General features: G+C 54.6%; 11 protein-coding genes and 2 pseudogenes. 1 reads left to right on the top strand and 12 read right to left on the bottom strand.

The genetic code is table 11. The features are described from left to right. The first annotated feature begins 28 nt into the window (after positions 1 to 28). Complete coding sequence (gene murQ / locus KUV22_RS00930) at positions 29 to 1,003, top strand: N-acetylmuramic acid 6-phosphate etherase (RefSeq protein ID WP_222227782.1); 975 nt, start codon at positions 29 to 31, stop codon at positions 1,001 to 1,003. A 136-nt stretch (positions 1,004 to 1,139) separates the two neighbouring features. Here the strand turns inward: murQ and KUV22_RS00925 are convergent, their stop codons facing one another. From KUV22_RS00925 to KUV22_RS00880, 12 genes and pseudogenes are all read right to left on the bottom strand, one after another. Next, positions 1,140 to 1,787, bottom strand: coding sequence for a C39 family peptidase (locus tag KUV22_RS00925; RefSeq protein ID WP_222227781.1), 648 nt, complete (start codon positions 1,785 to 1,787; stop codon positions 1,140 to 1,142). A 40-nt stretch (positions 1,788 to 1,827) separates the two neighbouring features. Beyond that, positions 1,828 to 3,108, bottom strand: a complete 1,281-nt coding sequence (gene glcF / locus KUV22_RS00920; RefSeq protein WP_222227780.1) for a glycolate oxidase subunit GlcF — start codon at positions 3,106 to 3,108, stop codon at positions 1,828 to 1,830. Beyond that, the gene (locus KUV22_RS00915) at positions 3,108 to 4,184 is read right to left on the bottom strand and encodes an FAD-binding protein (RefSeq protein ID WP_222227779.1); all 1,077 of its coding nucleotides are present in this window, start codon (positions 4,182 to 4,184) and stop codon (positions 3,108 to 3,110) included. Before KUV22_RS00915 ends, glcF begins: the two co-directional genes overlap by 1 nt. Then, positions 4,177 to 5,640: an FAD-linked oxidase C-terminal domain-containing protein gene (locus KUV22_RS00910; RefSeq protein ID WP_222227778.1), complete on the bottom strand. Its 1,464-nt coding sequence runs from the start codon at positions 5,638 to 5,640 to the stop codon at positions 4,177 to 4,179. Before KUV22_RS00910 ends, KUV22_RS00915 begins: the two co-directional genes overlap by 8 nt. A gap of 14 nt (positions 5,641 to 5,654) precedes the next feature. Next, complete coding sequence (locus KUV22_RS00905; RefSeq protein WP_222227777.1) at positions 5,655 to 6,842, bottom strand: acyltransferase family protein; 1,188 nt, start codon at positions 6,840 to 6,842, stop codon at positions 5,655 to 5,657. Between the two features lie 3 nt (positions 6,843 to 6,845). Continuing rightward, positions 6,846 to 7,325, bottom strand: coding sequence for a hypothetical protein (locus tag KUV22_RS17540; RefSeq protein WP_390625225.1), 480 nt, complete (start codon positions 7,323 to 7,325; stop codon positions 6,846 to 6,848). Then, positions 7,305 to 7,874, bottom strand: a pseudogene (locus tag KUV22_RS17535) (exo-beta-N-acetylmuramidase NamZ family protein); the annotation flags it as partial. The pseudogene KUV22_RS17535 and the gene KUV22_RS17540, both read right to left, overlap by 21 nt. Positions 7,875 to 7,979: 105 nt before the next feature. Then, positions 7,980 to 8,585, bottom strand: a pseudogene (locus KUV22_RS17530) (M15 family metallopeptidase); the annotation flags it as partial. A 98-nt stretch (positions 8,586 to 8,683) separates the two neighbouring features. Continuing rightward, positions 8,684 to 10,762 carry an aminotransferase class I/II-fold pyridoxal phosphate-dependent enzyme gene (locus tag KUV22_RS00895; RefSeq protein ID WP_261319060.1) on the bottom strand — a complete coding sequence of 693 codons (2,079 nt, stop codon included), beginning with the start codon at positions 10,760 to 10,762 and terminating at the stop codon, positions 8,684 to 8,686. Positions 10,763 to 10,837: 75 nt separating this feature from the next. Further along, positions 10,838 to 12,232 (bottom strand): Na+/H+ antiporter NhaC family protein, encoded by a 1,395-nt coding sequence (locus KUV22_RS00890; RefSeq protein ID WP_222227776.1) that lies wholly within the window; start codon positions 12,230 to 12,232, stop codon positions 10,838 to 10,840. Positions 12,233 to 12,402: 170 nt separating this feature from the next. Then, complete coding sequence (locus tag KUV22_RS00885; protein WP_261319059.1) at positions 12,403 to 13,479, bottom strand: S66 peptidase family protein; 1,077 nt, start codon at positions 13,477 to 13,479, stop codon at positions 12,403 to 12,405. Positions 13,480 to 13,527: 48 nt separating this feature from the next. After that, the gene (locus KUV22_RS00880) at positions 13,528 to 15,144 is read right to left on the bottom strand and encodes a serine hydrolase (protein WP_261319121.1); all 1,617 of its coding nucleotides are present in this window, start codon (positions 15,142 to 15,144) and stop codon (positions 13,528 to 13,530) included. Positions 15,145 to 15,171: the final 27 nt, after the last annotated feature.

Raw genomic sequence — 15,171 nt, 5'->3', positions numbered from 1 at the left:
GGCGACGACATTGGAGTCCAACTAAGCCATGAATGCACAATTGCTTAATGAACTGGCAACGCTGACCAGCGAAGCACGCAACCCAGATACACTGGACATCGATCTCCTCTCGAGCGAAAAAATTCTCGAGAAAATAAATAATGCTGATCGCGAAGTGCCGGAAGCCGTCCATCGTGAAATCCCACATATCGCGCGCGCGGTAGATGCCATTGCAGAAGCGTTTAAGTCGGGCGCCAGACTAATCTATATGGGCGCTGGCACGAGTGGTCGCCTGGGCATCCTCGATGCCGTGGAATGTCCGCCCACCTATGGTGTCGAGGAAGACATGGTGGTGGCCCTGATTGCTGGCGGGGAAGAAGCCGTGTACCGCGCACAGGAAGGCGCAGAAGATAGCTTCACCCTGGCGGGAGAGGATCTGGACAAGATCAATCTGCGCAAAGAAGACGTCGTCGTTGGCATCGCCGCGAGTGGGCGTACACCCTACGTGATCGGCGGACTTCGTCACGCGCGTGCGAAGGGATGCACTACCGTAGCCCTCTCCTGCAACAAAACCGCAGCCATTGCCGCTGAGGCTGACATCGCCATTCTTCCTGAGGTGGGCCCGGAGATCCTTACCGGCTCTACCCGTATGAAAGCGGGTACCGCACAGAAACTCGTGCTGAACATGCTCACCACGGCCAGCATGATCCGTATTGGAAAAAGTTTTTATAACTTGATGGTTGACGTAAAAGCGACCAATGAAAAACTCGTCAGCCGCACGCGACGGATTGTTATGGAGGCCACCGGCGTTGAGCTGGAAGAAGCCGATCGCGTACTACAAAGCTGTGAGCACAATGCGAAGCTCGCCATCATGATTATCCTGAGCGGACTAGACAGGAACGCATCCGAGATGGCGTTAGATCAGGCAAATGGCTTCCTACGCAAGGCATTGCAGTTGGCGGAAAAGGATAGCAAACCTGCCCGCACTGCTGCCGCGAAAGAAAGGATACGTGCACCTGCCTAGGTGCAGGCTAGATACAAAAATGTAGCTGGCTTAGTAACAGACAGAAAGCAAAAAACCGGGGCAAATCCCCGGTTTTTTATTTTCTCGACAATACATTCGACGCTTTTATCGCAGTGGTGTTTCCCACGAAGGCGACTTACTTAAAGATATGCAGCCACAAATCATCACCGGTACCATTGTCATTGATGGCATGCTCAAATGCTTCCCTCGGGTAGCGCACGCCCTCCCCGGAAACCTCCGAATCGTAGCTGCCCCACTTTTCAAGATCCCAACGTCCGAATGGGTCATTGGCGGTGTAATAATGGCCATCAAAACCGGTTACCACAATGATATGCCCTGATGGCGTAAACCAGCCATGAATGATCGTGGGAATCCCCTTGGACGCCAGGCTGCGTAATTCATCAATGGTGCCATTCTCCCGACCATGGTTGCGGATCGGGCTACCCATTTCTTCCGCTAACTGGTTAAAACCGCTCTTTAATGCGGGTACCGTTTGCAGAACACCACCATAGTACTGGTGAAGATAGTCCGGGGTACGTATTCCCAATTTTTGCGGACTGGTTATCCCAAAATAATCGGTGATCATCGCCAGGGAGGTGATTGAACAGGTCCGCAGAGGCTCGTTTTCGTTGTCGAGCTGGCTCCAGTATGGGATTTCGGATTGCTGGGGGGCGCCACGACATTCCTGTTGCAACTCTGGATGTTTCGTTGCATCTGGGCACGCAGCAAAAACTTGTGCGCTCAGTAGCAGTCCAGACAACAGCAAAAATTCTTTCATCGACATAGCAACCTCACTTACAGCCTGCGCGCTTCACGGATGTTCTTCACATTTTTGGTACAGGCAATGCATCCGCGACAATTTCTAACCAGTGACGCACGGGCTTTTCGGTGCCCCCCTGTAAGTACAATTGACAACCGATATTTGCAGTAATGACCGTATCGGGATCCGTAGCCAGCAAATGCGCCAACTTCTGCTCTCGCAAACGCTCGGACATCAACGGTTGTAATATCGAATAGGTACCCGCCGAGCCGCAGCACAAATGGCTGTCCGCAATTGTAGGCAGCGTAATGCCCAAACCGCCCAGCAATCGCTCCACATGCTGGTTAAGTCCCTGCCCATGCTGCAGCGTACACGGACAGTGAAAGGCCAATCGCTGCTCGAGGGCAGCAGAAGAAAGCACCGGGGCAGTCTCCGAAAATACCTCTTCCAGCAACTCAACAGGATCCTTAACCAGACTGGCCAATTGGATTGCTTTGTCCCTGTATTCCGCATCGTCCTGCAGCAAGTGCGGATAATCTTTCAGATGCACGCCACAGCCCGATGCTGTTGAGATAATCGCACGTAATACCGGGCCATCAGAACCCTGATTCAGCCTCCACCAGCCGTCAATATTGGTCCGCGCCAGTCTCCTCGCCTCTTCTTCACCGCTGGTGTGGAAACTCGCAGCACCGCAACAGCTGGCAAAAGTGCTTTCTGCGATGGGCACACCACAGTGCGCCAAGATTTTTGACAACGCCAGGTCCGTTTGTGGCCGCAGTGCTGGTTGCACACAGCCACGTACAATCAATACGGTACCCTTCTGAAGTGGATTACCCGGGGCAGCCACCGATTCCAAGTCTGGCTTGACGTCGAGCCGCTGCCCCTCGGGGAAATACACTCTGCGCATTTTTGCAGGTAGAAGCCCGGAAAAGAGTCGCCCTACGCCCAATAAGCTAGCAAACAGCCCCCGCGTTACCATGAGTTTACGTAAACCCCAGCGCACAAGGATGTCGAGCTTTCCGCGGGGTGCCAGGCGCTCAATGGTGTGACGCCCGATCGCCACCAGCTTGTGATACTCCACCCCAGAGGGGCAAGTAGTTTCGCAGCTCAAGCAGGTCAGGCATCGATCCAGATGCTCGCGTGTGGCCTTCGTCGCTTCACCGCGTTCAAGCATCTCCTTGACGAGGTATATACGCCCACGCGGGCTATCCAGCTCATTCCTTTGCTGGAGATACGTCGGGCAGGTAGCAGTGCAAAAACCACAGTGCACACAGGCGTTCAGTACCTGCTCTGCTCGCTGCTTTTCGCCTTCCTCTAACAATCCATCGATTAGATTGACCTGCACTATGCAAACCCCTCGCCAGTGAAACATCGATCGAAATGAACCGGATTAAACACTCCCTTCGGGTCCAATGCCGACTTCAGAGCGCGATGCCAAGCTGACGTAACACCCTGCAAGCTTACCGCTGGGCCACGCATCACTCTCACAAACCCTCCGAGTGCGGCAACGTCACGCGCCAGGGCAAGATGATCACCATCTCGCACCCAGACACGCGCGCCCTCCCATTCGACCAGCGCCTTCCCCGAGTTCAGTGGTAACGAGGAATAGCGGGGTAAATAAGCACAGGCCAGTCGCTCACCGTGGAAAAATGCTGAGTTAAGATCCATAAGTGCGCGCCAATCCAGCGGGCTCACTTCCCCACCAAGCTGCTGCAATACGTCGCTAACTGCGAGCTCGCGTCCACTGAACCGCAAATGCAGGCGGCCTTCGAAATAACAGCTTCCCGACAATAGCGGCCGGAGTGAGCGTGTGCGCTGCCACCATGCATCCAACCCTTCCGGAGCAACATCAAACGCAACGGACTTGGTGCACTCCGGTTGCGGCTGCAAACGCAGGGTGACATCCAACATTGCGCCCAGTGTGCCAAGAGCGCCGACTTGTAAGCGCGCAAGATCAAATCCAGCTACGTTCTTCATGACCTGACCGCCAAACCGCACAATTTCACCGCGGCCATTCACCAGCTGGCAACCCAATACAATATCTCGCAGTGCACTACCAAAAGCCCGGCCCGGTCCATCCCAGCCGCAGGCAATCGCACCGCCCAAGGTACTAGACGAAGAAGGGCTGGGAATCTCCGCGGCAAACCACTGGTTGTTTGCGTTCAGTAACGCCTCAATTTCAGCGATTGGGGTTCCCGTACGTGCCCGCAGGGTCAGCTCATCGGGCTGGTAATCCTCGACCCCGGTGTGCCCAGAGAGAGACAGGGTCGCTTGATCGCCCAATCCAAATGCCGCGCGAGAGCCACTCCCGCCAAGACATATGGATGCTACATCGCCCTCACCTCGGTAAGCGGCAGCGACCTGTGTAGCGATAGCATCAGAAATATCACACGCCACCGTATGAGAAGTAACATCAGCCACAACAACTCCTCAGCGCACGGTACTCTTGGCAGCGTGCCAAAGTGGGAATTTGCTTATCTGGATTCAACAGGTTGTGAGGATCAAGTGCTGATTTGATAGCACGGAACTGGGCAAGCTCGGCATCACTGAATTGCACCGCCATCTGATTGATCTTCTCGACACCCACACCATGCTCGCCAGTGATTGTGCCTCCGACCTCAATGCAGTATTCCAGAATATCCGCCGCGAGCTTTTCGGTGCGTTCTAGTGCATCAGGTTCACGCCCATCGAACATAATAATGGGATGGAGGTTGCCATCCCCTGCATGAAATACATTAGCAACACGTAGCGCATATTTTTCTGCAAAGCGCTCGGAGGCCTCCAGCACGTCACCGATCCGATGTCGAGGGACAGTCCCATCAATACAATAATAATCCGGTGTTAAACGGCCAATAGCGGGAAAAGCACTTTTGCGCCCCTTCCACCAACGCGCGCGTTGTTCATCGTCGGAAGCAAGATGCACAGCGATTGCACCGGACTCTGCGAGCACCCTTTCGACAATGGACAGCTCCGCCTCGACCTCAAGAGGATGACCGTCGAGGTCGATCAGCAAGATACCTGCGGCATCCAGGTTGTACCCTGCTTTGCAAAACGCTTCAGTGGCCGAGATGGCGAGCTTGTCCATCATTTCCAGCGCAGCAGGGATAACACCTGCACGCACAATTGCAGATACCGCATCTGCCGCCTGTCGAACACTGCCGAAGTCCGCCATCAGTGTTCGGGTTTGCTCAGGTACCGGTGTGAGCTTGACCGTCACTTCGGTAATAATACCCAGGCCACCTTCACTGCCATGCACAAGCGCCAACAAATCGAAACCTGGTTGGCTGAGACAATTGCTCCCCAACGTAATGACTTCGCCGAAATTTTCCTCGGCAGCGGACACCAGCCGTAACGAAAGCACGTTCTGCACCGTAACGCCGTACTTCAAACAGTGTACTCCGCCCGCATTCTCTGCCACATTCCCGCCAATCGAGCAGGCGATTTGAGAGGACGGGTCCGGTGCGTAGTAGAGCCCGTGGGGTGCGGATGCGATGGAAAGCTGTTGGTTAATCGCTCCTGGTTGCACCCTTGCTGTCATCGCAACCTGATCTACTTCCAGAATCTGCTTCATCGGTGCCGTCACCAGTAGCAGGCCTCCCGCTATCGGCTTGGCGCCTGCCGATAGACCGGTACCGGCGCCACGGGAAACGACAGGAATTCCAAATTTTTTACAAAGCTGCAGAGCTTCCACTACATCCTGTTCGGATTCCGCCAACGCCACAGCAAGTGCCTGAGTGGTATACACCGGCAAGGCATCACATTCATAGGGCGCGAGATTCTCACGATTCACGAACAGGCGCTCACCAGGAAATACCTTTCTCAGTGCGGCGATAAAGGCCTGCTCATCAGCTGTACGAACGGAGTCAATATGGCTCACAGTTTCCTCTGCAATTAAACCTTCCAGATGATTCGACGGCGATACATTTCCCACATAACCCAGTAAAACGCGATCAGACAGCTGATTGCGAATGCCAGTGAACCACCGTAACTACCAAAAATGGGCTGGAACACCGAACCAAATAACCAGCCTTTCAAGGTACCATCTCCCACCGGAATCATGATCAGAATCCTTCCGACAACGCCAGCCAGCATAAACAGCGCAATCGCATTGACACCAAACACCAACAGTGGGGCTAATTCACGGCGACGCTCACGAATGTCTACCAAATAATAGAGCCCGGCCATTAACAGCATCGACACACCCGCGGTTACCAGCACAAAGCTGGGGGACCACAATGCCTTGTTGATGGGAACGATAGGATGTAACAGCTGCCCCACCAGCACCATAAGCATTCCTGCAACCAACCAATTACGACACAAGCCGATCTGCGCATCGCGGCCACTACCTGCCGACTTCCATGCCAACGCAGCCAGCACCCCGAGTAGGCATGTGGAAGCCGCAGAAAACGTAGTCAGCACTCCTTCCGGGTCAAAAGCAAAAGGTTGTGCATCACGGTAGTACACATGCGCGCTTCCCAGCAGCCACTGGTCCAGCCAGGCCGCGAAGTGATTTCCGAAAGCCAGCTGCCCTTGGAAAGTCTCACCACTGGCACTCTCATAGGGCACCATCAACATCAGCGCCCATGGCACCACACTGCATACGATAGCGGCGATCAGCAGCCCCTTCGTAGGCAACCAGCGCACCAGATAGCAACAAAAAATGTAAACCAGGGCGATCCGCTGCAGCACACCCATCCAGCGAATGCCTTCCAGGCGGTCTTCTATCCAGTTATACGATGTATCGCGAAAATTGTAGAAAAAGATAGCGAGGAAAAGTCCGAGCGCGAAGAGCTTGAGCGCCCTACTCCACTGCGCCCAGCCCACCGCTGGAAAGCTTCCATTCTTACCGGTAGACAGCACCATGGACACGCCCACCACAAACAGGAATAGCGGAAAGATGACGTCCGTTGGTGTCCAGCCATGCCACTGCGCATGCGCCATAGGGGCGTACACAAATGACCAGCTTCCCGGGTTATTTACCAAAACCATGGCGGCAATAGCGATACCGCGTAGCAGATCCACCGACATCAAGCGACCATGGGGTACCTGCGCAAGAATTTTGTTGAGATGCTGCCCCATTGCTCAATCCTCCGGATACAGTAGATAGGGCTGCCGCTGCGTGTGAAACGCCATCAACCTTTCCTGCCACGACGCACGGATTTGGTCTGCATCCTGTCCTGCGATAATCGCTTTCCGTAACGCATCTGTACCTGCCAACTTGTCAAAAAATGCAGCCCGGGAAAAGAAGTCTTGCGGGACCTCCCCGGTGCGCTGCGACCAGCTTAGTAAGGGCTCCAGGCTAAAGCGGCTCTGCGGGTCCGCGGAGCGCAGGTCATCGCCATGCAGTTCCAGCCCCTTATGCTTCGGGTTTTCACTGGCACCGGGTACCGGCTGCGGAGTGAACGAAAAATCCCCTTCGCGATCGGCAGGGTGTCCCAGGGCCTGAAACGGAAATGCGGTACCACGGCCCACACTCACGGTTGTGCCTTCGAACAATCCCAGAGATGGATACAGGCGAATGGAAAGATCATTGGGAAGATTAGGAGAGGGTTTTACCGGCAATCCGTATGCCATGCTTTTGCGATAACCGGCGACGGGAATTACGGTGAGCGCACACTGGTTCTCACCCTCCAGCCATCCCTCGCCATTAATCATTTGCGCCAACTCGCCAACTGTCATGCCGTGTACAAGCGGAATCGGATGCATACCCACGAAACTCTGGAAGTCCTTCTCAAGAATCGGGCCATCGACATAGTCACCGTTCGGGTTGGGTCGATCCATGACTAATAGAGGAACGCCGTTATCCGCACACGCCTGCATCAGGTAATGCAACGAGCTGATATAGGTATAGAAGCGAACTCCCACATCCTGAATATCGAAAACGAGCCAGTCTAAATCCACCAGGCTTTCTGGGCTGGGCGTATATTTGCCCCCATACAGAGAGACAATCGGCAAGCCGCTGGGACCGTCGATACCGTCATCCACCTTGCCACCATTTTCCACATCCCCACGCACACCGTGCTCAAGCGCGAAAATGCGCTCAATACCGACGTTTTTGTCACGCAGGAAATCAATGAGATGGGTTCCACCGACTCGCGAGGTCTGGTTTACAACCAGGCCAACCCGCTGATCTTTCACCAGCGGTAAATACAGCTCCGACTGCTCTGCACCGGTGCGCAATGACTTCGACTGTGCGTGTCCAATGGTTGAGTGATCCACCGGCAGGTCAAAGTAACGGTCCGGATACGGTTCCGGCTTGAAAGTATAGTGCCACCACTCCTGAGAATAATTAACAAACCCTTCGGCGGTCATCGCGTCGCGCAGCTTGAAGCGATTGGACATAGCTTCGGCATCGCCCAGTGGATACTCGGTCGCCGAGCGTTCATCCATAAAGTCAAACCCGGTGCCCATATCCAGAGCTTCCCCGCTATCGAGACGGTAAAGGGTCAAATCTACCGTTGAGCCACGGCTATGGCCCGAACGCTCGGCGATATACCCGCGCTCGAACATCTGTGACTTCTCTTCCCGTGGATAAAAATCGGCCTTTGTCGAGTGATCTTCAGGCGCCGCAGCCCAGCGCACAAAATGATTCACCGCGCTTTGCGGACGGTAACAATCAAATACTTCGATTCCGAGCCCCTCACGGGCAAGTGAAATCGCTACTTTCTGCAGTGCAGCCTCCGCCTCAGCAGCCAATAGACAGACATTTGCCTGATAACCATCGAGCGGCTCGCCTACCAGGTTATCTTCGGTGAAGTAGCGCATTGCCACCTTGATATTTCTGGCATCAACCGAAACAAATTGCGGTGTATCTTGACTATCTTCGATGTCGTTCTGCTGTGTATCTACCGGCTTATCTTGACAGGCTGCTGTCAAACAGGCGACCGCAATAATTGCCGCAGCACGTTTCCATAATCTGTTCATACAATCTCCTTGGTGCCGGTAGAAACCGCTGTATCCTTTTCTTTCTGCGCAGGCTTTTGCTTGGTGGACCTCTTTTCGGATTCACCGTCGACATTTTTTGCAACCGCCTGAAATTCAACAAGCGCGCGCTCTGTTTCCTGCTCGGTTAAGACACGGATGGCGGGTTCGCCATTGAGTGTGCGAAGTCCATGCATTTCAAGATCTGTGCGATCTGAAGTAAATGCAGCAATCGCATCGAGAATTTCCGCGGTAATTCGCTGGCCAGGTACCAACAATGGGATACCTGGTGGATAAGGAACAACTTCATCACAAGCCACGCTGCCGATGAGGGATTCCCGGCCACCGGCCACCCAGGTACGTTTTTCGCCGCGGGCAAAGTAGGCAGCTCTGGGCAGAGCAACAATCTCGCTCAATGCCGGGAGATTTTGTCCGACAGTCTCCTCAGATGAAGCCACTTTGGTCTTTTGCTTGCCACTGCTACTAGCTTGTTCAGACAGACTGCGCAGGGCCTGCTTTAAGCGCAACACTTTGCTTTCTGTGGTACCGATGGTAACCAGGAAAGATAGGGTGTTATGAGTATTTTTCTCGACCTGAATACCAAACTCGGTAAACAGTTGAGCCTGTGCGTCAGGGGCGTTCAAGCCCGCGCAACCAACATCGATCGTCACCTTGGTAGGGTCAAGACGAACGCCATCGTCGCCAAGTGAGTCATCGCACAGATCGCGTGCAGACAAATTGCTGAATACGGTGCTTTCACGCACGAACGTCCGGATCTCTTCGGCAAACCCCAGGGTACGCTCCAGTACGCTATACCCCTCAATACTCATTTGCTTACGCGCGACATCCAAACTCGCAATCATGCCGTACTGTGGACTGGTGGATGTATGCATGTTGATGTCTTCTCGGAAGCCTGCCGCATCAAAAGATGCCGCATCATCGGCCCCCTCACGCCAACCAAAATCACCCACATGAATCATGCTGGCCTGAGAAAATGCTGACAGCATTTTATGGGTAGATTGAGTGACGAAATCCGCACCACATTCCAGTGCAGTCGGACGCATTTCCGGATGGAAGCGACCATGGGCGTACCAGGCCTCGTCAATCAGTACGAAAAGACCGGCCGCATGCGCATACTCAATAATGGGCTTGAGATCGTACCGCAGACCATCATAGGTACAGGAGGTGAGCACCAAAAGTCGCGCACCCGGGGTGCGATCGATCGCCGCATAAATTTCACTCTGCGGTACCGGCCCATAGATTCCGTAGTGTTGATTGACCGCGGACTCCAGATACACCGGCACTGCACCACTCATAATCATGGCGTGGTGAACCGACTTATGGCAGTTGCGATCAACGACTACCCGATCACCGTGGCGCAGCAAATGTTGCAGCACGATTTTGTTGGAGGTAGAGGTGCCGTTGGTGACGAAGTAACTATGCTGTGCACCGAAGGTTTTGGCGGTAAGCTGCTGAGCCTGGCGAATGACACTGATTGGATCCATCAATGAATCCAACATTTTCACGCTGACAGAGAGGTCCGTGTTGAAAACGTGCTCGCCCATAAAGCGGTGGAAATCAGATATCCAGGGGCTGCTACTCAGGCTATCGCCACTGGAATGTCCAGGCGTGTGCCACGAATCGCGCGCGGCATAAACGTACTCCCGCAACGCATCAGCAAACGGTGTTGCAATGCGTTCCAAAAGAATCCGCCGCAGGGTGCGGTACACAACGCCATAATTCGATTCGCCGCGAGAAATAACGCACTCGAAACCTTCCTGCTGGGCGTCGCTGGCCCCGGTCAGCAACACACAGTCAATTTCCGCCCTTTGCGCACGTACCGTATTCAAGGCATCGCGAGCCGTCTGGTCGCCCAGGCTGACATCATCAATTACAAGGATCTGTGTGTCGCCGCCGCACAAGACCGAAATAAGCGCCTGGTATTCCGCATACGCAAACTTGAGGGCAAGCGGCGCTTCCGCATCATTCTCAGCCAGGGGGGTTAACTCACTTAACCAGCGGGATGCAAATTCGCCATCCATGGTCAGCAGTACGATTTCACATGGACTTTTTTTCATTGCTTCGACACTCTTAGTTCTTCGCTTGCCCGAAAGGTCTCTCGCGCACTTACGAGATATGCACGTATTGATGGATCAAAGCATCAGGTAGCCAAGCGCGATAAAGCCGAACGCACTCACCACACCGGCGCGCAAGGCATAGGGTAATTGGGTACGAACATGGTCGATATGCTCAGTGCCAGCGGCAAGCGAGGATACGATGGTCGTATCCGATATCGGTGAACTGTGATCCCCGAAAATTCCGCCAGACAACACAGCAGCAACAAACAGTGCCGGCTCGGCGCCCAACGCACTCGCCACAGGGATTGCAATCGGAAGCATGATCGAGAATGTGCCCCAGCTGGAGCCAACAGAGAACGCAATCACCCCAGACACCAGGAAAATCACTACGGGCAGCAGGGCCAGTGGGATGCTGTCGCCAACCAGGCCAGCCACATATTGGCCGGTACCGAGGGCTTTTGAAATAGCGCCAAGTGCCAGCGCAAGAATCAGAATAATCGCCAGCGGAAGCATGCGCCCCGCGCCTTCCATCCATGTATGGCTCAATTCATCCAGCGTCATCGTGCGCTGGAGCAAAACCAGGAATGAAACCGTGGCCAGGGCAGCAAGTGAAGCCCAGAGTACAGAGGTAGAACCCGACCCCTGGAAAATTTTTCCATCGCCGGTGATCCACAGACTGATCGGCATCGCCAAAATGAGCACCAGCACCGGCAACAACATATTGAGCAGACGCGGCTTTACATGGCTTTTTTCTCCCATGCTAATACCGATATCAATGCCGTCCGTATCCCCGCCACTGGTACGAGCCTGTGCTTTTGCCATGGGCCCGGGATTGTAGTCACGAGAAATAGTGTACGCCGTGAGCAACACCGCGGTGATTGCATACAGGTTCAACGGGATACTGGCGAGCAACACCTTGAGTGGATCTTGCACGCCGAGACCATCCAGCAAACCAAGATTAAATGCACCCCAGGCATTCAGCGGTATCAACATACACACCGGGGCGGAAGTAGAATCGATGATATAAGCGAGCTTTTCACGGGCCACGCGAAACCGATCAAATAGCGGGCGAGAAACCGTACCGGCAACCAACACGGTAATGTTGGACTCGATAAAGATTACGATTCCCGTCAGCCACGCCATCCACTGGGCGCGCTTGCCATTTGTGACCCAGCGGCTGCGCTCGAGGAAGCGCACAAAACCGCTCACTGCCCCACAGCGCTCCAGAGTGATAATGAAAGCCCCGATTACCAGGGTAAACATTACTACCCGGGCGTCACCCGGATTCGCCAGGACCGCGAGTACTCCATCCAGTGCCTCCGCGAGGGATGGAAAGAACCCGGAGCCATTGAGCAGGAAAAAACCCAGCCAGATCCCCGCAAACAGGGCCAGATACACTTGGCGGGTGAGAAGCGCCAGACCAATGGCGATAAACGGGGGTAGTAACGTCAACCAGGAGAGTTCATTCATAGGAGCAGGAGCCTAAAAGCATCTTTTTATAATTTATCTATGATTTGTGTCGGGCCCACCGGCATACACCGCAAAGTACTGCAAGATACCGCATGCTACCAGTAGACCACACAGGGGAAATGTCGGCACTTATCGCCGCGACCGATACCTAAATCAGGGGTGACGGTCTATCAGACTACGGGGCGCTCCAGCAGAGTCAGGACACCTTCGTCACCATCGAGCTCAGCCAATGCGCCCACAGGCACTACCGTCTGATCATCAACATGACCAATCATAAGGCCACGGACAACCGGTATGCCCAAACTCGCGGTGCGCTCGCGTAGAACATGCTCAATACTGAATGTATTGCCATCGGTACCAGTTTCAGTGAACTTGCCGAATACGATACCCGCAACCTGCTGCAGTTTGCCCGCCAACCAAAGCTGCGTGAGCATCCGATCCACCCGATAGGGCGCTTCACCGACATCTTCGAGGAACAGAATTTTGCCCTGATAATCTGGTTCAAACGGCGTACCCACCAGGCTCGCCATCAAAGAGAGATTGCCACCAATCAGGCGGCCACGGGCAATACCACCGGCAAAACGGGTGATGCGATTAAGGTTCTCTACTCTGCCCGGAGAAACCTCAAATGCGGGAGGCGTACCGAGGGACACTCTGGATTGCGCGTCCACCAGTACTTTTTGATACTCAGCCAGGGTGTAATCGGTGAAATTCTGTGCAGCAATAGGTCCGTGGTAGGTCATCACCCCACTGCGATGATAAATAGCGTTCAATAATGCGGTGATATCGCTATACCCCAGCAGGATCTTGGGGTTGCGGCGGATAAGTGCGTAGTCCAGCATCGGCAAGATACGCGGCGTGCCGTAGCCGCCACGCAGGCAGAACACTGCATCCACATCGGGATCGGCAAACATCGCATTCAGATCTTGCGCACGCGCTTCGTCTGGCCCGGCAAGGTACTGGGAGCGACGGTACAGGTTCGCAGCTTCCTTCACCTTAAACCCTAGTGACCGTACCACATCACCGGCAAAACGGATGTCTTCATCCTCCCAGGCGTTACTGGCGGGCGTCACCAAGCCAACGGTCATTCCTGCTTTCAGACGCTTGGGGCGCAACAGTCCCTCACCTTCCTTTTGGTTGCTGAAACCAGTACTGGTCAAATCGGCGTCATCCGCAGAAGCAGCGGAAACCCCTGCAGCCAATAGGGGCGCCGAAACCAGGGATTGAATAAGCTTGCGCCGTTGCATAACAGCCTCCTACAAAAGCGAGTTTCGCAATTTATATCTTGGGAAAGATTATTCTATTGAGGAAAGTACCGGCATTTCTGCCGACTCAGGCCCGGAAACCTTTTCAAACCTCAGGTCGTGAAAGTCGTAACTAAAATCGGTACCGCGGGACTTGGCCTGCATGGTCAGCAGCAATACGCCGGACTCCGCACGATCTGCCATCACCCACGCATCGGCATTGAGACTGCGATCATCCCAGTCCACACCCCATACACCCTCTCCCGCAGCAGTCACGGTGCCAGCCAGACGAGGAGATTTCAGTGCAGTCCAGCGCAGGACGCCATCGCCCCCTGAAATCTTTATGTCACCAAACCAAGGATCACGATAGAGGCCCAATAGCTCTTGAGATGACACGCGCGTAAAACCTACCGGTGCCGTGAGCTCCTCAGGCTCAACGGCCTCTGTAGGCGTACCGTAAAGTTCCTGAAAATATGCCAGCCAGTCGGTGTCCGGCGCTTGCAGGTATGGCTTGAGCAGGCCGTAAATCAGCGCCTGTCGTGCTGCGCCGGCACTGCGGTTCATCAATACGACGATTGCCAAGTCTTCTTCGGGTACCATCGCTGCCCAGGCGTACATCCCTGACAGCGAGCCGGTATGATGCACAACCTTCTTCCCGTGCATATCCTGCACCCGCCAGCCCAACGCATAAGCATAAAAATGGCCGCCGTCGCGGGCAGCCCGCGACTCCGATAACGGCATTAATGTCTCAGGCCGCCACAAACGGTCGCGAGTCTCCTGAGTAAACAACTGACTTCCATTCGGCATTTGCCCACCTGACAGATGTGTACGCAGCCAGGTCAGCATATCGCCGGCGCTACAATGCATACCTCCAGCCGCAGCGAGAACGATTGGTTCGAACCCCGCCAGATTGGGCGTATCCACGACCAATTTGCCACCCTCGCTGTCAGTGGTTTCCAACCGATGCGGGTCGGCAAGGTTGTCACGGGCATCAACCGGTACCGGGCCTGCATAGCAGTTCTCCAAGCCCAGAGGTTCAAGCAGCTTCTGTTGGACAAAATCCTCATAGCTCTGCCCTGACACCTCGGCAATCAGCTCACCCGCAACAATATAAAGCAGATTGTCGTACGCATAGTCCGCGCGGAAACGCCGCGTAATCGGTAAGAATTCCAATCCTTTCAACACATCGTCACGGCTGTACGCATTCGGTTGTGGCCACAGCATCAGGTCACCTGCTCCCGGCCCGAGACCCGAGCGGTGTGTAAGCAGGTCAACTACGCGGAAATCCGCCGTAATCCAGGGATCTCCCAGACGAAACTGCGGAAGGTAATCCACCACACGGCCGTCCCAATCCAGTCTGCCGTCCTCGACCAACAGACCGAGCGCCGCCGTGGTAAACGCCTTACTGGTCGACGCAAGCTTGAATAAGGTCTGCGTATCAACTGGGCGCGGGTCGCTTACATTGGTAACCCCAAACCCTTCCATCAATACCGGCTCGCCACGGTGCCAGATAGCAACCGCCGCACCAGGCACCCGCTCCTGGTCCAGTACCTTCTCTATGTAGGACACGGTATCGGAGCGGCTAGGCGGCTGATCTACGCACCCACCGAGCAAACCCAACCCAAATGATGAAAAAACACACAGGCTGATCGTGGTAAACCGGCGCATTGTCACGATGTACTCCGCAAACATAAA

This window comes from Microbulbifer agarilyticus, from assembly GCF_019800665.1.
In the GTDB taxonomy this organism is placed as follows: domain Bacteria; phylum Pseudomonadota; class Gammaproteobacteria; order Pseudomonadales; family Cellvibrionaceae; genus Microbulbifer; species Microbulbifer agarilyticus_C.
This window is presented reverse-complemented; position numbering and strand designations above follow the sequence as displayed.